16 protein-coding genes are annotated in these 20,802 nt (G+C 64.6%); 12 read left to right on the top strand and 4 right to left on the bottom strand.

Translation table 11 applies throughout. The annotated features are described in order from the left end of the window. Positions 1 to 111: 111 nt before the first annotated feature. On the bottom strand, positions 112 to 450 hold the full coding sequence (locus tag AC3FOF_RS08915) for a hypothetical protein (RefSeq protein ID WP_017227787.1): 339 nt from the start codon (positions 448 to 450) through the stop codon (positions 112 to 114). A gap of 257 nt (positions 451 to 707) precedes the next feature. Here AC3FOF_RS08915 and ompR point away from each other — a divergent pair, with 257 nt between their 5' ends. The 5 genes from ompR to AC3FOF_RS08890 all read left to right on the top strand — a co-directional run bounded on the left by ompR (position 708) and on the right by AC3FOF_RS08890 (position 6,774). Further along, complete coding sequence (gene ompR, locus AC3FOF_RS08910) at positions 708 to 1,430, top strand: osmolarity response regulator transcription factor OmpR (RefSeq protein WP_006576352.1); 723 nt, start codon at positions 708 to 710, stop codon at positions 1,428 to 1,430. A gap of 13 nt (positions 1,431 to 1,443) precedes the next feature. Continuing rightward, positions 1,444 to 2,793: an ATP-binding protein gene (locus AC3FOF_RS08905; RefSeq protein WP_035812878.1), complete on the top strand. Its 1,350-nt coding sequence runs from the start codon at positions 1,444 to 1,446 to the stop codon at positions 2,791 to 2,793. A gap of 1,107 nt (positions 2,794 to 3,900) precedes the next feature. Then, positions 3,901 to 5,202: an MFS transporter gene (locus AC3FOF_RS08900; protein WP_017227785.1), complete on the top strand. Its 1,302-nt coding sequence runs from the start codon at positions 3,901 to 3,903 to the stop codon at positions 5,200 to 5,202. Between the two features lie 361 nt (positions 5,203 to 5,563). Further along, positions 5,564 to 6,112: a peroxiredoxin gene (locus AC3FOF_RS08895; protein ID WP_017227784.1), complete on the top strand. Its 549-nt coding sequence runs from the start codon at positions 5,564 to 5,566 to the stop codon at positions 6,110 to 6,112. 140 nt (positions 6,113 to 6,252) lie between these two features. Next, complete coding sequence (locus AC3FOF_RS08890) at positions 6,253 to 6,774, top strand: carboxymuconolactone decarboxylase family protein (protein WP_488726363.1); 522 nt, start codon at positions 6,253 to 6,255, stop codon at positions 6,772 to 6,774. 114 nt (positions 6,775 to 6,888) lie between these two features. Here the strand turns inward: AC3FOF_RS08890 and AC3FOF_RS08885 are convergent, their stop codons facing one another. Further along, positions 6,889 to 7,362, bottom strand: coding sequence for an aminoacyl-tRNA deacylase (locus tag AC3FOF_RS08885; RefSeq protein ID WP_035812885.1), 474 nt, complete (start codon positions 7,360 to 7,362; stop codon positions 6,889 to 6,891). Positions 7,363 to 7,701: 339 nt separating this feature from the next. Here AC3FOF_RS08885 and katG point away from each other — a divergent pair, with 339 nt between their 5' ends. Both katG and AC3FOF_RS08875 read left to right on the top strand, forming a co-directional pair. Beyond that, complete coding sequence (katG, locus tag AC3FOF_RS08880) at positions 7,702 to 9,882, top strand: catalase/peroxidase HPI (protein ID WP_488726362.1); 2,181 nt, start codon at positions 7,702 to 7,704, stop codon at positions 9,880 to 9,882. Between the two features lie 334 nt (positions 9,883 to 10,216). Beyond that, a complete protein-coding gene (locus tag AC3FOF_RS08875; RefSeq protein WP_276263288.1) occupies positions 10,217 to 10,798 on the top strand; it encodes a GNAT family N-acetyltransferase in 582 nt (193 codons plus the stop codon). Positions 10,799 to 10,818: 20 nt separating this feature from the next. On the opposite strand, the gene ispF is transcribed toward AC3FOF_RS08875, so the two are convergent. Both ispF and ispD read right to left on the bottom strand, forming a co-directional pair. After that, a complete protein-coding gene (ispF, locus tag AC3FOF_RS08870) occupies positions 10,819 to 11,328 on the bottom strand; it encodes a 2-C-methyl-D-erythritol 2,4-cyclodiphosphate synthase (protein ID WP_017227779.1) in 510 nt (169 codons plus the stop codon). 59 nt (positions 11,329 to 11,387) lie between these two features. Then, entirely contained in the window at positions 11,388 to 12,221 is an 834-nt protein-coding gene (ispD, locus tag AC3FOF_RS08865) for a 2-C-methyl-D-erythritol 4-phosphate cytidylyltransferase (protein WP_488726361.1), read from the bottom strand. A gap of 329 nt (positions 12,222 to 12,550) precedes the next feature. On the opposite strand from ispD, the gene mfd reads away from it, so the two are divergent. The 5 genes from mfd to AC3FOF_RS08840 all read left to right on the top strand — a co-directional run bounded on the left by mfd (position 12,551) and on the right by AC3FOF_RS08840 (position 20,150). After that, positions 12,551 to 16,012 carry a transcription-repair coupling factor gene (gene mfd / locus AC3FOF_RS08860; protein ID WP_276263289.1) on the top strand — a complete coding sequence of 1,154 codons (3,462 nt, stop codon included), beginning with the start codon at positions 12,551 to 12,553 and terminating at the stop codon, positions 16,010 to 16,012. A 195-nt stretch (positions 16,013 to 16,207) separates the two neighbouring features. After that, positions 16,208 to 17,413: an acetylornithine deacetylase gene (gene argE, locus AC3FOF_RS08855; RefSeq protein ID WP_488726360.1), complete on the top strand. Its 1,206-nt coding sequence runs from the start codon at positions 16,208 to 16,210 to the stop codon at positions 17,411 to 17,413. 80 nt (positions 17,414 to 17,493) lie between these two features. Further along, the gene (locus AC3FOF_RS08850) at positions 17,494 to 18,795 is read left to right on the top strand and encodes an MFS transporter (protein WP_017227774.1); all 1,302 of its coding nucleotides are present in this window, start codon (positions 17,494 to 17,496) and stop codon (positions 18,793 to 18,795) included. 253 nt (positions 18,796 to 19,048) lie between these two features. Further along, entirely contained in the window at positions 19,049 to 19,462 is a 414-nt protein-coding gene (locus AC3FOF_RS08845; RefSeq protein ID WP_035812884.1) for a GNAT family N-acetyltransferase, read from the top strand. A gap of 172 nt (positions 19,463 to 19,634) precedes the next feature. Next, the gene (locus AC3FOF_RS08840) at positions 19,635 to 20,150 is read left to right on the top strand and encodes a GNAT family N-acetyltransferase (protein ID WP_488726359.1); all 516 of its coding nucleotides are present in this window, start codon (positions 19,635 to 19,637) and stop codon (positions 20,148 to 20,150) included. Positions 20,151 to 20,802 lie beyond the last annotated feature (652 nt).

Raw genomic sequence — 20,802 nt, 5'->3', positions numbered from 1 at the left:
AGGGATACCACGATGCGATATCCCGCGGGAAAAGTCCGGTAGCCGGAAGTAGGACGGACGCCGATACCCCGCGCGCCGCGTACCGTGGCAAGCTGCTCCACGTATGCGGCCTCAACCGCCCTGGTACATTTCCCGCCCGAGTTCGTAGAGGTTCTGGCGCAGCTTGCGCCGCTCGTCGGGCGACAGCCTGTCGTGCGCGGAGCCACGGGGAAGGCGCTCGGTCACTTCACGCTCGCCGCGGTACTTGCCGCGTGCCCGCGCCTCGTCCTGGCCATGGCGCTCGCGCTCGTTGCGGCCCCCGCCCTCCCGGGAATTCGCCTTGCCGGCGCCGGACAGCAACTGCGCCATGCCAGGCGATTGGGGGTATCCGGCGCTGGCGGCCAGCAGCAGTGCAACAGCCGCGCCGACGCGATAAAGAGTGATCCCGGCGCGCTTGCAGGTGACTTTCATTGATAATGGCGGTTTTGGCTTCGGGTGCGGTGGCTGTCAGGCCCCCGGAAGCCGGAAGTCCGGTAGCCCCGCCTGGCCACGTCATGGCAGTGAAACATCACGGCGGAAACCCACGAAAAGCCCCGTGGGAGCGGCTCCGGAAACGGTATGCGGCAGTGTAAACGCAGGGTGGATGCGCGCCGCCATACCACGGGGTAAAGTATGTAACCTTTTGTTAAGCCATTTTGACCGAAAGCGATTGTCGCTAAGATACCGCCATGGAAAACACCAGCCACAAGATTCTCGTCGTAGACGACGACCCCCGTCTGCGCGACCTGCTGCGCCGTTACCTTGGCGAACAGGGCTTCACGGTACTGGTGGCGGAAAACGCCACCGCGATGAACAAGCTCTGGTTGCGCGAGCGTTTCGACCTGCTAGTACTCGACCTGATGATGCCGGGCGAGGACGGCCTGTCGATCTGCCGCCGGCTACGCGGCGCCAACGACCAGACGCCCATCATCATGCTCACCGCCAAGGGTGAGGATGTCGATCGCATCGTCGGCCTCGAGATGGGTGCCGACGACTACCTGCCCAAGCCCTTCAACCCGCGCGAGCTGATCGCCCGTATCCACGCCGTGCTGCGCCGCAAGGGCCCCGCCGAAGTCCCCGGCGCGCCTTCCGAAACGCCGGAAACCTTTGCTTTTGGCGATTTCGTGCTCAATCTCGCCACGCGCACCCTGACCAAGAACGACGAAGAAATCACCCTGACCACCGGGGAATTCTCGGTGCTCAAGGTCTTCGCCCGCCACCCGCGCCAGCCGCTGTCGCGCGAGAAGCTGATGGAAATGGCGCGCGGCCGCGAATACGAAGTATTCGACCGCAGCCTCGACGTGCAGATCTCGCGCCTGCGCAAGCTGATCGAGCCCGACCCGGGCAACCCGCGCTTCATCCAGACGGTCTGGGGCCTCGGCTACGTCTTCATCCCCGATGGCGTGAAGTAAGGCGCCGCACATCGTGGCGACTGTCATCAGCCGCACGGCTACGCGTGTGTTCGGTTCGCTGTTCTGGCGAACCTTCATTCTGATCGCCCTCTTGCTGGCGATCTCGCTGGGAGTCTGGTTCCAGAGCTATCGGCTCTTCGAACGCGCGCCGCGCGCCCAGCAGGTCGCCATGCAGGTGGTCAGCGTGGTCAAGCTCACGCGCGCAGCCCTGCTTTATTCCGATCCCGCGCGGCGGCGCTTCCTGCTGCTCGACCTGGTGCAGAACGAAGGCATCAAGGTCTACCCGCGCGAGAAAGACGACGATTTCACCTTGCCCACGGCCAATCCCTTCCTGAATTCCCTGGTTCAGCAGGAGATCCGCAGCCGCCTGGGCGAGGACACCGTGATCGCCACCACCGTGAACGACATTCCCGGCGTGTGGGTCAGTTTCGAGATCGAGGGCGACGACTACTGGGTCGCCATCAGCCCGGAGCGCTTCGAGCGCGTCTCGGGCATCCAGTGGCTCTGGTGGAGTATCGCCGCGCTGCTGCTATCGATCATCGGGGCGGCCTTCATCACGTCGCTGGTCAATCACCCGCTCAAGCGCCTGGCCAACGCCGCGCGCGCGATCGGCGGCGGCGGCGACCCGCCCACCCTGCCCGAGCATGGCGCCAGCGAAGTATCGCAGGCCAATCACAGCTTCAACCAGATGGTGCGCGACCTGCGCCAGCTCGATGACGACCGCGTGGTGATGCTCGCCGGCATTTCGCACGACTTGCGCACGCCGCTCACCCGGCTGCGCCTGGAAACCGAAATGTCGCCCGTGGATAACACCACCCGCGAAGCGATGATCGCCGACATCGAACAGATGGACGCCATCATCGGGCAGTTCCTCAACTACGCGCGGCCGGCGCTGGAAACCGTCGAGCCAGTCGATCTCTCGGCCCTGGTACAGGACGCGGTCAGCGTCTACGGCGCGCACGACGACGTGCGCGTGCACGTACGCGCCAGCGAGCCGGTCATGGCCGTGGCCAATCGCATGGAAGTACAGCGCATCCTGGACAACCTGGTCGAAAACGCGCGGCGCTATGCCAAGGACGAAGACAACGGCATGGCCGTGGTCGAGATCAGCACGCGGATCGAGGACAAGGAAGCCGTGTTGACGGTGGCCGACCATGGCAGTGGGGTGCCGGATGCGCAATTGCCGTTGCTGACCAGGCCGTTCTACCGGCTGGACGGCGCTCGCAGCGAGGCCAAGGGGGCCGGGTTGGGGATGTCGATCGTCAACCGGATCCTGCAGAGGAATGGCGGGAGGCTGATGCTGGCTAATCGGCCGCCGCCGGCTACTGGCCTGGTGGTTAGTGCGTTTTTCAGGCGGGCGTAGGTTTTGGGTTTTGGATTTGGGAGATCAAAATCAAAATCAACGGCTTAACGGCTTAACTTCAAAGTCAACTGCAGTTTCACCTCCCCTTCGGGGAGGCGACCTACTTTCTTGTCTTGCCAAGAAAGTAGGCAAAGAAGGCGCGCCGGATGGGGCTCAAAACCCCCTCGTGGCCAGCTCAAAAGAGCGGCCGGGGGCCAAACTCGCATCGCCTTAAGGCGATACTCAAACATGGCCCCCTCTTCTCCGCTCTTTTGAACTGGCCACGAGGCGCCCCATACGGCATCTAACACCAACACGGCTCGCTTCGCATCGCGTGACAGGTGGCCCCTGGGGGCCTACGAAACCGGCGCTGTATTTCCTGATTCTGGATTGTGCAGGTCCGGACCCTGCAGTCATGTGTTGACCTGCTGCCCCTGCCCCGACTCCCCCCGAATTACACACCTTCGTCTTCGCCCGCAGAACGCGGCCGCCCGTCAACGATTCGGCGTAGCCGTGTGGCCCGCACGCGAAGCGGGCCACACCCATGGCGATGCGAAGCGAGCCGTGGCGATATGACTCCCCGTATGCGGCGCCTCGTCGTCGGACCAAAAGAGCGGAGAAGAGGAGGCCATGTTTGAGTATCGCCTTAAGGCGATGCGAGTTTGGCCTCCGGCCGCTCTTTTGGTCCGACGACGAGGAGTGTTTCGCCGCATCCGGGTCGCCTTCTTTGCCTACTTTCTTGGCGAGACAAGAAAGTAGGTCGCCGCCCCGCAGGGGTGGTGAAACTGCAGTTGACTTTGACTTTAGAGCCTTTGATTTTGATTTTGACTTTAACCCCGCACACCACCAAAGTTACCCCCAAAGCACCCACCCCAGCATTAACCCTAATAACCTCACCAAATCCCCCTCCACTGACAGGTTTTCGACAGCTACTGATAGCAAATTGAAAGCCCATTGACAGCGTAATGACAGCCCTTCGCGCGCAAACTTGCCGCCATCAGCAGGACACCCCCAAGACCCAGTCCAGCCAAGGTGCTTCCCCCCGCAAAGCGGATCCGATGCCTGGCTGGCGCCCGACCAAAATCAAGCCACCGGAGCCCACCGGCGGCGTCTGAGAGAGACAGCCACATGTCAAGCTCCCCCACCCAGCAGCACGGGTTCCGTACCGTGTTCCGCGTTGTCAGCGGCAACTTCCTGGAAATGTACGACTTCATGGTGTACGGCTTCTACGCTGCCGCCATCGCCAAGACGTTTTTCCCCAGCGGCAACGAGTTCGCTTCGTTGATGCTTTCCCTCGCCACCTTCGGCGCGGGCTTCCTGATGCGGCCGCTTGGCGCCATTGTGCTCGGCGCTTATATCGACCATCACGGCCGCCGCAAGGGGCTGATCCTGACCCTGGTCCTGATGGCGCTCGGCACCTTGCTGATCGCCTGCGTGCCGGGCTATGCGTCCATCGGCGTGGCCGCGCCGCTGCTGGTGCTGGCGGGCCGCCTGTTGCAGGGCTTCTCGGCCGGCGTCGAGCTGGGCGGTGTGTCGGTCTACCTGGCGGAAATCGCCAAACCCGGCAAGAAAGGCTTCTACGTGGCCTGGCAATCGGCCAGCCAGCAGGTGGCGGTGATCTTCGCCGGCCTGCTCGGCGTGATCCTGCACTCCATGCTGTCGCCCGAGCAGATGGGTGAATGGGGCTGGCGCGTGCCGTTCCTGATCGGCTGCCTGATCGTGCCCTTCCTCTTCCTGATCCGCCGCTCGCTGGAGGAAACCGAGGAATTCAAGACCCGCAAGCATCGCCCCAGCATCAACGAGATCTACCGCTCGATGCTGGCCAACTGGCGCATCATCGTGGCCGGCTGCATGATGGTGGTGATGACGACGGTGTCGTTCTACATGATCACCGCCTACACGCCGACCTTCGGCAAGACCGTGCTCAAGCTCGACGACGTGGACAACCTGATCGTCACCATGTGCGTGGGGCTGTCCAACTTCATCTGGCTGCCGCTGATGGGCGCCCTGTCCGATCGCGTGGGCCGCAAGCCGCTGCTGGTGATCTTCACCATCGCCACGCTGCTCACCGCTTATCCGGCCGTGTCCTGGCTGGTGGCCGAGCCGTCGTTCGGCCGCCTGCTGATGGTCGAACTGTGGCTGTCTTTCCTGTACGGCAGCTATAACGGCGCCATGGTGGTGACGCTGACCGAAGTGATGCCGCCTGCCGTGCGCACCGCGGGCTTCTCGCTGGCCTACAGCCTGGCCACGGCGCTGTTCGGCGGCTTCACGCCGGCCATCTCGACCTACCTGATCCACAGCACCGGCAACAAGGCCGCCCCCGGCCTGTGGCTGATGTTCGCCGCCGCGTGCGGGCTGGTCGCCACGCTGGTGATCTTCCGCGGCGGCCGGCAACACGCCTATGCCGAACCTGCCGGCAAGGCGGCCTGAACCGCCTGGGTTTCACCTCGGCCGCCCGGCTGGGGTAGACTCCCTGCTTCCGGCAGGGCTGGACGTACCGCTGTTACCGGGCGAAATGGCCAAAATGGCCAAAATAGCCGAAACGGGGTGAAATGGCTGCGCTTGACATCGCGCCGCAACATGGCGCCACCAACATCACCGGTCGACGCGCACTGCCGGACGCGCGGCTCCCCGCCTGTGGCTATCGGGCTCTTTGAGAATATCAATTAGCCCCGCCCCCCGGGGATGACGCATAATCCATGTTCGTTGCGCGGCAGCCAGGTCCTGACCCGGTCAAGGCCTGGCTTGCACAGCGCAAGCGTCTCTCTTCAACCGTATCCAGGAGCAGTCTATGAAGACCGTTGGTGACAAGATCGAAGCCTTCCACGTCGTCGGTGTCAAGCCGGGTTTCAACAACCATGAAGAGAATGGCCAGTCGGCCTTTGAAGACATCACCGAGAAGTCGTTCGAAGGCAAGTGGAAGGTCATTTACTTCTACCCGAAGGACTTCACCTTCGTGTGCCCGACCGAAATCGTGGCCTTCGCCAAGCTCAACGGCGACTTCGCCGACCGCGACGCGATCGTGCTGGGCGGCTCGACCGACAACGAATTCGTCAAGCTGGCATGGCGCCGCGAGCACAAGGACCTGAACAAGCTGGACCAATGGCAATTCGCCGACGTGACCGGCTCGCTGATCGACCAGCTGGGCGTGCGTGACCACGCTGCCGGCGTTGCCCTGCGCGCCACCTTCATCGTCGATCCGACCAATGTCATCCAGCACGTGTCGGTGAACAACCTGAACGTCGGCCGTAACCCGGAGGAAGTGCTGCGTATCCTCGACGGCCTGCAAACCGACGAACTGTGCCCGTGCAACCGCGCTGTTGGCGGCGCCACGCTGTAAGCTGTAGCACAGCTGGCATGCTGCAAAAACTGCCGGTGACCTGTTGCCGGCCGTTTGCGGCGATTGCGCGGCGGGCTTCGGCCCGCACCTCAAAACCCGCCATGGCGGGTTTTTTGAGCCCCTACCGATAGGAGATTTGTATGGAATTCCTCAGCACGATTAAAGGCCTCATCCCCGACTACGCCAAGGATATCCGCCTGAACCTGGACGGCACCATCGCCCGCTCCTCGCTGGAAGGCAACGATGCGGTCGCGGTAGCGCTGGCTGCGGCGTTCGCCGCCAAGAGCCGCGTGATCGTCGATGCGATCCGCGATGCTGGCGTGCTGTCGCCCGAGGAAACCAGCGCGGTGCTGACGGCGGCCGCGCTGATGGGCATGAACAACGTGTGGTATCCGTTCGTCGAGATGGCCGACGATCCCGATCTCGCCACCCAGCCGGCCGGCCTGCGCATGAACGCGTACGCCACGCATGGCGGCGTGGACAAGCGCCGCTTCGAGATGTACGCGCTGGCCGCGTCCATCGTCGGCAAGTGCCACTTCTGCATCAAGTCGCACTACGCACTGCTCAAGAACGAGCAAGGCATGACGGCGCAGCAGCTGCGCGATGTAGGCCGCATTGCTGCCGTGGTGGTGGCCGCCGCCAACGTCATCGCTGCCGAGTAAGGCGCGGCAAGGCCAGTCAGCCCGGCGGCCATTCCGGGCCTGGGACGGCCGTCGGTGCAATGGCAAACGGCCGGCGCTCGCCGGCCGTTTGGCCTTCCGGTGGAGGTCCCTGCCCTACATCATCCGGTGCGCAAAATGCCCACGCCGTGCGTCGGCCATCAGGTCGACGAATTGCTCGGTGCTCATGTGCACCAGTTCCTGGTGGTCGCCCGCTTCGAAGTAGACGTCGGGATGCGTCAGCAGGCTGTCGTCGAGCCAGGTCTGCGTGCCGTATGCCATACCGACCGGCGGGATCGCTCCGAGGCTGCAGTCCCTGAACACTTCGCGCACGCCATCCTCATGTGCAAGTGACAGCTTGCGGCCGGTCTGCTCGCAGATCTCCGACAGTTTCAGGTGGTGCGTGGAAGGGATCACGGCCGCAATGTAGCCTCTGTTGTCTTCCAGCAAAACGGTCTTGGCCAATCGGTCTCCGGGAATATGCGCAGCCTGCGCAGTAGCCATGCTGCTGGGGCTGTAGGGGTGAAGAACTGTGTCGAACCGGCTCTGCTTGTTGCGCAGGCATCTTGCCAGCGTGGTAGCCATGGTCATGATTGCACCCTCCGACGCGCTCATCGCGACAGTTGTCCGAATGCTATAAATATAGAAGTCCCGCCGGGCGGCAGCGGCGTCCGGCACGTAGCGGCGGTTGTCGTGGCATCCGATGCCCATGACGCACGCACAATCGAATCCATGGGGATGCGCGTCCAGGATTGCTTCGGACAGCTTTAGTCCTTCGGTACGGTGAAATTGCGTTCTAGGATGGTAGGGTCGACCGTGATGTCCGACGCAGTCCGGAATCCGAACACTGTCCCTTGAGGCTAGTCTCCAGTGAGGGCGAATAGTTACAGACGGTGTTACGTTGAATACAAGCGACCTAAGGAGACACCCATGACGACCGAAGCAAAGTGCCCGTTTCTTCATCCCGCCGGTGCCGGCCGATCTCTGCAGGAGTGGTGGCCAGAGCGGCTTAATCTGCATATCCTGCGTCAGAATTCCTCGCTGTCCGATCCGATGGGCAAGGATTTCAACTATGCGAAGGAATTCAGCAGCCTTGACCTGGCGGCCGTGAAGAAGGATCTGGAGGCGCTGATGACCGACTCGCAGCCCTGGTGGCCGGCGGACTTCGGTCACTACGGTCCGTTGTTCATTCGCATGGCATGGCATGCCGCAGGTACGTACCGCATCGGCGACGGGCGCGGCGGCGTCGGGACAGCCCAGCAGCGCTTCGCACCCACCAATAGCTGGCCTGACAACGTCAGTCTCGACAAGGCACGCAGGCTGATCTGGCCGATCAAGCAGAAGTACGGTCGAAAGCTTTCATGGGGCGACCTCATCGTCCTTACCGGCAACGTCGCGCTGGAGTCGATGGGATTCAAGACCTTCGGCTTCGGCGGTGGACGAGAGGACGTCTACGAGCCGGACGAATCCGTCTACTGGGGGAACGAAGCCCAGTGGCTGGCCGACAAGCGTTACAGCGGCAACCGGAATCTCGAAAATCCACTGGCAGCGGTGCAGATGGGCTTGATCTACGTGAATCCGGAAGGCCCGAATGGCAACCCGGACCCTCTCGCGGCAGCCATAGACATCCGCGAGACGTTCCGCCGCATGGCGATGAACGACGAAGAGACCGTTGCGCTGATCGCGGGCGGCCACGCCTTCGGCAAGACGCATGGCGCTGGTCCCGCGTCTCACGTGGGGCCCGAGCCCGAGGCTGCCGGCCTGGAGGAACAGGGTCTCGGCTGGCGCAGCAGCTTCGGCACAGGCAAGGGCGGTGACACCATCACCAGCGGGCTGGAAGTCATCTGGACCACCACGCCGACGAAGTGGAGCAACGACTACTTCAAGCACCTGTTCGAATATGAATGGGAGCTGACGAAGAGCCCGGCCGGCGCGAATCAGTGGAAGCCGAAGGGCGACGCGGGCGCCGGCACCGTGCCAGATCCTGCCGATCCATCGAAGCGTCGTTCCCCATCCATGCTGACGACCGACCTCTCGCTGCGCTTCGACCCGGTCTACGAGAAGATCTCGCGGCGGTTCTACCAGCATCCGGAGCAACTGGCCGATGCGTTTGCCCGTGCGTGGTTCAAGCTGACCCACCGCGACATGGGGCCGCGCGCACGTTATCTCGGCCCCGAAGTCCCGAAGGAAGAACTCCTCTGGCAAGACCCCATCCCGGCCGTCGATCATCCGCTGATCGATGCGCAGGATGTCGCGGCGCTCAAGGCCAAGGTGCTGGCTTCCGGGTTGAACATCCCGCAACTGGTGTCAACGGCGTGGGCATCGGCCTCGACGTTCCGCGGATCGGACAAGCGCGGCGGCGCCAACGGCGCCCGCATCCGCCTTGCGCCGCAGAAGGACTGGGACGCCAACCAGCCTGCCGAACTGGCGAAGGTTCTGGCCACGCTGGAGGGCATCCAGGGCGAGTTCAACAAGGCACAGTCCGGCGGCAAGAAGGTCTCGCTGGCCGACCTGATCGTGCTGGCCGGTTGCGCGGCGGTCGAGCAGGCGGCGAAGCATGCCGGCCACGATGTCACGGTGCCCTTCTCGCCGGGACGCATGGACGCCTCGCAGGAGAAGACCGACCTCGATGCCATGGTGGTGCTCGAACCGGTCGCGGACGGGTTCCGTAACTACCTGCAAGGCAAGTTCTCCATCCCGTCCGAGGCGCTACTGGTCGACAAGGCGCAACTGCTGAGGCTGACGGTACCGGAGATGACGGTGCTGGTAGGCGGCATGCGGGTGCTGGACGCCAATTTCGGCAAGTCTCAGCATGGCGTCTTCACGAAGCGCCCCGGGACGCTGACCAACGACTTCTTCGTGAACCTGCTCGACACGGGAACAGAGTGGAAGCCGGTGTCGGACGACAAGGACGTGTTCGAAGGACACGACCGCAACACAGGTGGGCTCAAGTGGACCGGCACGCGTGTCGATCTCGTCTTCGGCTCGAACTCCGAGCTTCGGGCCGTTGCTGAGGTGTATGGCGGCGCGGATGCCCAGGAGAAGTTCGTCCAGGACTTTGCGGCGGCCTGGAACAAGGTGATGAACCTGGATCGCTTCGATCTCAGGTGACAGCGTACGCTGGGCCTCGAAGGTGCCAGGCGGCAGTCAGATGGGGCCGGTCGCAGGACCGGCCTTTCTTTCGCATGAGCGCCTTCAACGCCCCTCTTCCACCTTCCCGCCCTGGTGGAAGCCGATGGCGCGGCACCCAGGCCGTAAGCAGTTGAATAGTTTACGATTCCTGTTCGTTGCCTGACCCGCCGGAAACCCGCATGGTGACGCTCCACAGTTGGCCGGACCTGCGGCGCAAGCCTGTTGCCGCCAAGCCAAGTCGGTAATTCACTGACTGCATTTGTGCACCGAAGGGCCTACAATCCAGCAAGGTCACAGTCTTTACCCCCCAACCATGAGCACCCTTCCTTCGCATACCTCTCCCCGCTTTCACTACCGGCTAGCCGCCGTGCAGGACTGGGGCGATATTGCCGCGGTGACGCAGCAGGCCTATGGTCAGTATGAACTGGAGATCATGGAGGACTGCCGCGAGTCCTTCCAGCAAGGCATGAAATCCGTGCTCGCCGCGTCGACTTCGGAAATGGAATGGTGGGTGGCGGAAACCGATCACGGCATCAGCGGCGCCGTACTGTTCTGCCATCCCGGCGCGACCCTGCAGGCGCTGGATGGCAGCACCATCACGCTGGGCCTGCCGGAAGCCCGCCTGCTGGCGGTGAGCCCGCAGGCACGCGGCCTGGGCCTGGGCCGCACGCTGATGCAGGTCTGCATCCAGCGCGCGCGCGATATCGGCGCCAACGCGCTGCTGGTGCGGACCATGCCGGAGATGAAATCCGCCAACCAGCTCTGCCAGCAGATGGGCTTCGTCAAGCGCACCGAGGCCGGCGCGCGGTCGGGCCCGATGGCTCGGCTGATCGACTACGTCTATGCGCTGCCGCCCGTACCCGCAGCCGAGCCAGGCGCCACAGGCAACCGCTAGGCGCCCGGCCACCCGCCCCTTCAATCCTGTACCGTGGTGATCGTGCCGCGCCAGAGCAGCACCACCGCCTGCGCCACGATACCCTCCTGACGGCCCTCGAAACCCAGCTTCTCGTTGGTCTTGGCCTTGACGTTGCAACTGGCGGCAGGCAGGCCCAGGTCTTCGGCCAGGTTCGCCACCATGGCGCCGATATGCGGCGCCAGCTTCGGCGCCTGCGCGATCACGGTCGCATCCACATTGCCGATCTCATAACCGGCTTCGCGCACGCGGCGGGCGGCCTCGCGCAACAGCGCGCGGCTGTCCGCGCCCTTGAAGCGCGCATCGGTATCGGGAAAATGACGGCCGATATCGCCCAGGCCGGCCGCGCCGAACAGCGCATCGGTAATGGCGTGGAGCAAGGCATCCGCGTCGGAATGGCCAAGCAGGCCGCGATCATGGGGGATGTCCACTCCGCCCAGGATGAGCTTGCGGCCGGGCACCAGCGCGTGCACGTCGTAGCCTTGGCCGACGCGGATATCGAATGGGGTCATGGAAGCAGCACTCCTTGTTGAGTCAGGGTCAGGGTCAGGGTCAGGATTAACGATGGCGTTCAAGGCTTGGCGGGGCCGGCCTCGGCCCCCTCGCCCAGCAGCAATTCGGCCAGCGCGAAGTCTTCCGGATAAGTCACCTTGAAATTGCGCAGCGAGCCGTTGACCAGGCGCGGATGCAGGCCGAGCCGTTCGATGGCGCTGGCTTCGTCCGTCACCACCGCCCCCGCTGCCAGCGCCTCCTGCAGTGCCTGCCGGAGTACGCCGAGGCGGAACATCTGCGGCGTCTGTGCCTGCCACAGGCCTTCACGCGGGACGGTCGCGCCGATGCGCACCACGGCCTCCGGCTGTCCGCCGGAAGCCGGGTCGGCGCGCTTGAGCGTATCGGGCACCGGCACCGCCAGGATGCCGCCGATGGCGGCGTCGGGGCCATCTTCGTCCGCGCCGCCCTCGCCTTCCACCGCGCGCACCAGCGCGTGGATCATGGCGGGCGTCAGGCCGGGACGGGCCGCATCGTGCACCAGCACCCAGTCGCGGTCGGTGGCGCCGAGTTGCGCCAGGTGATGCAAGCCGGCCAGCACCGAGGCATGGCGCGTGTCGCCGCCCACGAAAGCGGTATCGAAGCGCAGGCCGGCAAACGCCGCGGCGCCGAAACGGGACTCCAGCGGCATATCGTCCGGCGACAGCACCAGCGCGGTGGCACTGATGGCATCGCAGGCGGCAAAGGCGGCCAGCGCATACCAGATCATCGGCCGGCCGGCTACGGTCTGGTATTGCTTGGGCAGGCTGCCGCCGGCACGGCTGCCGGTACCGGCACAAGGAATCAGGGCAAAACGGCGAGCAGACACGGATAGCGCAGGGAACAAGGTGGGTGCGGTGCACGGGACACGGAGCAAGGCCCGGCTTCGATACCCCCTCGGCGGGGACAGGGAAACGCGGCACTTGAAACGCGGATTTCGGAGCGCATTCTATAATACGGCCTTCGCTCGCGGACATGCGGGCGACGAAAGCGCAGTGCCCCGGCTGTCCGGGGCGCCGCATGCTCCGCCTACACCCCCGCCCGCGATGCCGGCGGGGTGTCGCTGTTGCATGGCCGCGTTTTTTGCCATGTCTTTGCCATGGCATTACCCACAGCCATACATGTGTAACGTCATACCGCCATAACGCCATAACGCCTGCAACGTCTGCAGTACCCGCAAGCAAGCCAACCGCCAGCCCGTACCCGATGCCCGAAGCCAATCGTCCCGCCCCCTTCGCCAACCTTCCCCTGGTCAAGGCCGGCCAACGCAACACCGTAGCCGGCCTGCCAGGCTCCGCCGACGCCCTGGCGCTGGCCGCCTACGCCAGCCAGCACCGCGAGCGCGTGCCGATGCTGGCCGTGGTGTGCGCCAACGCGGTCGACGCGCAGCGGCTGGCGGACGAGATCCCCTGGTTCGCGCCTGGCCTGCGGGTACGCCTGCTGCCCGACTGGGAAACCCTGCCCTACGACAGCTTCTCGCCGCACCAGGACCTGGTCTCCGAGCGGCTGGCGACCCTGCACGACATCCAGGGCGGCCAGTGCGACATCATGCTGGTGCCGGCGCAGACCGCGCTTTACCGTCTCGCGCCGCCCGCCTTCCTGGCGGCCTATACCTTCTTCTTCAAACAAGGCGAGAAACTCGACGAGGCCGCGCTCAAGGCGCAGTTCACGCTGGCCGGCTACGAGCACGTGAGCGCCGTGATGCGGCCCGGCGAATACAGCGTGCGCGGCGGCCTGATCGACCTGTACCCGATGGGCTCGCCGCTGCCCTACCGGATCGACCTGTTCGGCGACGAGATCGAGACCATCCGCGCCTTCGATCCGGACACCCAGCGCAGCCTCTATCCCGTCAAGGAAGTGCGCCTGCTGCCGGGCCGCGAATTCCCGCTCGACGAAAGCGCGCGCACCGCTTTCCGCGGCCGCTGGCGCGAGCAGTTCGAGGGCGATCCAAGCAAATCGCCGATCTACAAGGACATTGGCAACGGCGTGCCGTCGGCCGGCATCGAGTACTACCTGCCGCTGTTCTTCGAAAGCACGGCAACCGTATTCGACTACCTGCCCGCCGACAGCCAGCTCGCCTTCGTCGGCGACGTGCATGAGGCCATCCGCCGCTTCTGGGCCGACACCACGCAGCGCTACAACTTCATGCGCCACGACCGCGAGCGTCCGCTGCTGGCGCCCGCTGGCCTGTTCCTGCCGGAAGAGCAGTTCTTTGCCGGCGCCAAGCCGCTGGCGCGTCTGGTGCTGCAGGCCGCCGGCAACGCGGACACCGCCCCGCTGGCCGAAACGCTGCCCGACGTCTCCGTCAACCGGCGCGCCGAAGATCCGCTGGTCAACCTGGAAGCCCTGCTGCTGAAAAAAGACCGGCGCGTGCTGATGTGCGCGGACTCCGCCGGCCGGCGCGAGACCCTGCTGCAACTGTTCGGCGAGAGCGGGCTGCGCCCGTTGCCGATCGACGACTTCGCCGCCTTCCTGGCGGGCGACTCGCATTTCTCCATCGTGGTGGCGCCGCTGCAAAGCGGCTTCGCCCTGCCCGCAACGGACGGCGGCGAGCCGCTGGCCTTCGTCACCGAGGCCGAGCTCTACGCCGGCACCGCGCGCCGCGTGGGCCGGCGCAAGCAGGAGCAGGCCAGCGCCGTCGACTCGATGGTGCGCGACCTGGCCGAGCTGAAGATCGGCGACCCGGTGGTGCACAGCGAGCACGGCATCGGCCGCTACCAGGGCCTGGTCACGCTGGACATGGGCCAGGGCGACGAGGAATTCCTGCACCTGGACTACGAGAAAGGCAGCAAGCTGTACGTACCGGTGCACCAGCTGCACGTGATCTCGCGCTACTCCGGCGCCGACCCCGACACCGCGCCGCTACACCAGCTCGGCTCCGGCCAGTGGGACCGCGCCAAGCGCAAGGCGGCGCAGCAGATCCGCGATACCGCCGCGGAGCTGCTCAACCTGTATGCGCGCCGCGCCTTGCGCCAGGGCCATGCCTTCGAGCTCACGCCCAAGGACTACGAGAAATTCGCCGAAAGCTTCGGCTTCGAGGAAACGCCGGACCAGGCCGCCGCCATCGCCGCGGTGATCGCCGACATGACCTCGGGCAAACCGATGGACCGCCTGGTATGCGGCGACGTGGGCTTCGGCAAGACCGAGGTGGCGCTGCGCGCGGCCTTCGTCGCCGTCATGGGCGGCAAGCAGGTGGCCATGCTGGCGCCCACCACGCTGCTGGCGGAGCAGCATTTCCAGAACCTCTCCGACCGCTTCGCCGAATGGCCGGTGCGCATCGTGGAACTGTCGCGTTTCAAGACCAAGAAGGAGATCGACGGCGCCATCAAGCAGATCAACGACGGCACCGCCGACATCGTGATCGGCACGCACAAGATGCTGTCGGACGATGTCCGCTTCCAGCGCCTGGGCCTCGTCATCATCGACGAGGAACACCGGTTCGGCGTGCGCCAGAAGGAAGCGCTGAAGACCCTGCGCGCCGAGGTCGACGTGCTGACCCTGACCGCCACGCCGATCCCGCGCACGCTGGGCATGGCGCTGGAAGGCCTGCGCGATTTCTCGGTGATCGCCACCGCGCCGCAAAAGCGCCTGGCCATCAAGACCTTCGTGCGGCGCGAGGAAGACGGCGTGCTGCGCGAGGCCATCCTGCGCGAGCTCAAGCGCGGCGGCCAGGTCTACTTCCTGCACAACGAAGTCGAGACCATCGAGAACAAGCGCGCCAAACTGGCGGAACTGGTGCCGGAAGCGCGCATCGCGGTGGCGCATGGCCAGATGCACGAGCGCGAGCTGGAACGCGTGATGCGGGATTTCGTGGCGCGGCGCGACAACATCCTGCTGTGCACCACCATCATCGAGACCGGCATCGACGTGCCGACCGCCAACACCATCCTGATCCACCGCTCCGACAAGTTCGGCCTGGCGCAGCTGCACCAGCTGCGCGGCCGCGTCGGGCGCTCGCACCACCAGGCCTACGCCTATATGCTGGTGCATGACGTGGAGGGCCTGAGCAAGCTGGCCCAGCGCCGGCTGGAAGCCATCCAGCAGATGGAGGAACTGGGCTCGGGCTTCTACCTGGCCATGCACGACCTGGAAATCCGCGGCGCGGGCGAAGTGCTGGGCGACAAGCAATCCGGCGAAATCCACGAGATCGGCTTCCAGCTCTACACCGATATGCTCAATGCCGCCGTCAAGGCGCTCAAGGCCGGCAAGGAGCCCGACCTGATGGCGCCGCTGGCCGCCACCACCGAGATCAACCTCGGCACCCCGGCCCTGCTGCCCAACGACTATTGCACCGACGTGCACGAGCGGCTCTCGCTGTACAAGCGGCTGGCCAACTGCGAGGCGGCCGAGCGCGTCGACGATATCCAGGAGGAACTGATCGACCGCTTCGGCCGGCTGCCGGCGCAGGCCCAGGCCCTGATCGAGACCCACCGGCTGCGCATTGCCGCGGTGCCGCTGGGCGTGCGCAAGATCGACGCCGGCGAGGCCGTGATCAGCATGCAGTTCCTGCCCAACCCGCCGATCGACGCCATGAAGATCATCGACCTGGTGCAGAAGAACCGCCATATCAAGCTGGCCGGCCAGGACAAGCTGCGCATCGAAGCCAAGATGCCGGATGTGGCAGTGCGTGCGCAGACCATCAAGCACACGCTGAGGCAGCTGGCCTGATTGTTGGCCCGATTGTTGGCCCATTAAATGGCGATTGACTGGCCGGACAACTGGCCGATCATTACCGCACCGAAGCCCGCCAGCCGCGCATGCCGCCGGGGCGGGCCGCGATGGTGCACCGTGCATGGACCCGCGGCCCGGCTCGGTGTAGCATCATTTACTTAACACGTTACCAAAAGCCAAAGGCCCCTAGCCATGCAAGCCGATACCCTCAGCAAGCCTGCCGACGCCGCCACCCGCGGCAGCGCGATCGACTGGACCCAGCGCCTGGTCAGCTACGACACCACCAGCCGTCACTCCAACCTCGGCCTGATCGAGGCGGTGCGCGACCATTTCCTGGCCAAGGGCCTGCGCCCCCACCTGAGCTACAACCCGCAGGGCGACAAGGCCAACCTGTTCGTCACCGTGCCCGCCGCCAACGGCAGCACCGACGGCGGCATCGTGCTGTCCGGCCACACCGACGTGGTGCCCGTGGACGGCCAGAACTGGACCACCGACCCGTTCAAGCCGGTGATCCGCGACGGCCGCCTGTACGGCCGCGGCACCTGCGACATGAAAGGCTTCATCGGCACCAGCCTGGCGCTGCTGCCCACCATCCTGCAGGCCAAACTGCGCGAGCCGGTGCACTACGCGCTGTCATTCGACGAAGAAATCGGCTGCATGGGCGCGCCCTACCTGCTGGCGGAGCTGCGCGAGCGCGGCGTGCGCCCGGCCGGCTGCATCGTCGGCGAGCCCACCAGCATGCGCGTGATCGTGGCGCACAAGGGCATCAACGCCTACCGCTGCTGCGTCAAGGGCCAGGCCGCGCATTCGTCGCTCACGCCCAAGGGCGTCAACGCCATCGAATACGCCGCGCGCCTGATCTGCTTCATCCGCGACATCGCCGACGAGTTCAAGGCCAACGGCCCCTACGACCGCGACTTCGACGTGCCCTTCACCACCGCCCAGACCGGCACCATCCAGGGCGGCATCGCGCTCAACACCATCCCGGCGCTGTGCGAGTTCGTATTCGAGTTCCGCAACCTGCCCGGCGTCGATCCCGAAGCCATCTTCGCCCGCATCCAGGGCTACGCCAACGAAGTGCTGCTGCCCAAGATGCGCGCCGAGCATGGCGACGCCGGCCTCACCATCAGCAAGATCGCCGCCGCGCCCTCGCTCGACGTGGCCGAGCAGGAAGCCATCACGCAACTGGTGCGCGCGCTGACCGCCGACCGCGACGTCAACAAGGTGGCCTACGGCACCGAGGCCGGCCTGTTCCAGCGCGCCGGCATCCCGGCCGTGGTGTGCGGCCCCGGCGATATCCAGCAGGCCCACAAGCCCGACGAGTTCGTCGAGCTGGAGCAGCTTGCCGCCTGCGAGTCCTTCCTGCACAAGGTGGTGGACAGCCTGCGCGTCAGCTGAACCGTTTTCCGTTGTAGCCGGCCCGCCCGCAAAGGCAGGCCGGTCGTTGCGTCATGTCCAAAAAATAACAGGGAGACACCATGACAGCAGTATCGGCAAGCGGCACCAGCAAACCGCAGGCGGGCGTGGCCGCGCCCGCCTCGCGCCACCCATGGCGCGCGGTCATCTCGGCCTCCATCGGCAACGCGCTGGAGTGGTTCGACCTGGTGGTCTACGGCTTCTTCGCCGTCACCATCTCCGCGCTGTTCTTCCCCAACCATGACGAAAACACCTCGCTGCTGCTGACGCTGGGCACCTTCGGCGTGTCCTTCTTCATGCGGCCGCTGGGCGCGGTGGTGATCGGCGTCTACGCCGACCGCAAAGGACGGCGCGCCGCGCTGACGCTGTCCATCCTGCTGATGATGGTGGGCACGCTGATCATCGCGCTGCTGCCCACCTATGCCTCGATCGGCGTATTGGCGCCTGTGGGCATCGTGCTGGCGCGCATGATCCAGGGCTTCTCGGCCGGCGGCGAATTCGGCAGCGCCACCGCCTTCCTGGCCGAGCATGCGCGCGAGCGGCGCGGCTTCTACTCCAGCTTCCAGGTCGCCAGCCAGGGCCTCACCACCCTGCTCGCCGCCGGCTTCGGCGCGGTGCTCACCACCACCCTCGCGCCCGAGCAGATGCAGGCCTGGGGCTGGCGCGTGCCCTTCCTGTTCGGCCTGCTGATCGGCCCGGTGGCCTACTACATCCGCCGCCACGTCGACGAAACGCCGGAATTCCTCCATGCCGAAACCACCGAGACCCCGCTGCGCGACACCCTCGGCCACCAGAAGGAACGCCTGCTGCTGGCCATGGGCGTGGTGATCGTGGCCACGGTATCGACCTACCTGGTCCTGTACATGCCCACCTACGCGGTCAAGCAGCTCGGCCTGCCGCCGTCCACCGCCTTTGCCGCCACGCTGGCCACGGGCGTGGTGCAGATGCTGTTCGCGCCGCTGGTCGGGCACTGGTCCGACCGCTACGGACGCATTCCCCCCATGCGCATCGCCGCGCTACTGTTGCTGGTAACGATCTGGCCGCTGTTCTGGCTGCTCAGCCACCACCCCGGCTTCGGCGTGATGCTGGCGGTGCAGGTAGCGCTGGGGCTGATGATGACGCTGTACTTCGGCGCGCTGCCCGCGCTGGCGGCCGAGATCTTCCCGGTCAAGACCCGCACCACCGGCCTATCGCTCAGCTACAACATCGCGGTGACCATCTTCGGCGGCTTTGCCCCCTTCATCCTCACCTGGCTGATCGGCGTGACCGGCAGCAAGCTCGCCCCCAGCTTCTACCTGATCGCCTGCGCCGCCATCAGCCTGTTCGCGCTGGCGCGCACGCGCAGCCGCCTGGGCATCCGCTAGGCCACGCCGCTGGCGGGGCGCCAGCGGCGCAAAGAAGAACACAGAACAAAAAAACAAGCACGACCAACTGTGGGGCACCAAGCAAATGGTCGCCGAAGGCGTGCTGGACAACCCCAAGGTCGACGCCATCTTCGGCCTGCACGTCACCAGCGGCATCGAATCCGGCAAGCTCGGCTGGCGCAGCGGCCCAGCCACCCAACGTTTTGAGTTGAAGCGCCACGCTCTCCACGAACCTCAGGATAGTCTCCATCCCATGCCTAGCATTGCAATCAGTACCGCCACCGCGGAAGAGGCAAGCGATATCGGTGCGAATCTGCGGCAGTTCAACAGAACGGCCATTGGCAACTACGATATCCAACCAATCCGCTTGATAGCTCGAATGCCGGAGGGGCGTATCGTGGGCGGCCTCAACGGGCACGTCATGATGCAGTGGCTCGGAGTAAATGTCATCTGGATCGCCGAAGATGCAAGAGGCCAGGGGATAGGCTCACGCCTCCTGCTGCAGGCGGAATCCAGCGCCAGGGCACTTGGCGCGCACGGCGCCTACCTGGATACGTTCGAATGGCAAGCGGCACCGTTCTATATGAAGCACGGATACGCTGAGTTTGGCAGGCTAGACGACTTCCCTCCTGGCTCGTATCGGCTTTTCATGAGCAAGCGTTTCTGATGCGCTTCTTGCTGGCTGTAGTCGGCCAGGGAGGAGGATTGCGACCGACCCTGCGGTGGCTGGAGCCCGCCCCAAACCGGCCACTCGCGGAGCCGTGTTTTTGTTGCGCAAGAAAATCCGGCATCTTTCGCCAACTGACAACCGAGCCAAACAGTCCGTTACCAACATATTCATGAGTTTGATTCAACTCAGTCGCGTGATCCGCTCCGACGCCGCCGACTTAATCTCCGCCAACCGCGCGAATCAGGACTACCACCTGCCGTGGGTCACCTCGTTCACGGACCAAGCGGGCTTCGACACCTGGTTCGCGCGCTCCCTGACCGGGCCAAACGTCGGCCTTGTTGCCCGAGAACCGGTTTCGGGGCAGATCGTCGGCGTCGTCAATGTCAACGAGATCGTTGCGGGTGCTTTTCAGAGCGCTTATCTCGGGTATTACGGAATGTCGAGCTTCAGCCGGAAAGGGCTGATGACCGAGGCGCTGCGAGCCGCCGTCGACTATGCCTTCAACGACCTCGGATTGCATCGACTGGAAGCGAACATACAGCCCGAAAACCAAGCGTCGATTGCCTTGGTGCGCCGGCTGGGATTTCAGAAGGAAGGTTTTTCGCCACGCTATCTTCGCATTAACGGTGAGTGGCGAGATCACGAGCGATGGGCATTGCTCGCCGAAATGCACGAGGCACGCTGAAAAGCGCTTCAGAGACGATGCGCGGACGACTTTGATCGGGGCGCTGTCCGTTTCGGGCCCGTCACGCGACGTTCGCGCGAATTTCCCGGCCGGCCGCAACGGGTCGGTACCTCCCGTCCGCGAAGGTAGGTCGCCATGGTCGGAAACCGGCCAGGAACAGTCATTGAAGTACACTTGCGGGAGCGGTTTTCGGCGTGGGAACCGGTCGTCCCAGATATCGGCACGAATCCTCGAGGACAACTGATGGACTTCCTAGTTCGGGTTTTCGAACCCAACGATGCGCACGGTGTTAAAGTTTGTCATCCTCGGACTAGACAATGACGATCTAGTAGCCAGGGAGATGTCTATGAAGCTGAGGATGTCCGCGGTTAGTTGTGAAGTTGCTCCCTTGTCAGCCCAAGCTTATTCGCGGAACGAAAATTGGTACGAGGAAAGCATGACTTGGATTATGAATACTGGAATTTCAATCAAACGTGCGCCCCCTATCACGTGGAATTTTCTTGCACTTTTAATCGCAAACAAAATCGCTTGGTCGATTATTTACGAATCTTGGTCAATGCAATTCACCCGTGAAGGTCGCCATGGAGCGCCTCGAGACTGATACGAACTTCGGCGTCGAGGTCGTTCTCGGACTCACTTCGGCCGCTTTGTT

It is taken from the genome of Cupriavidus sp. 96C5-1 (genome assembly GCF_057798855.1).
This window is presented reverse-complemented; position numbering and strand designations above follow the sequence as displayed.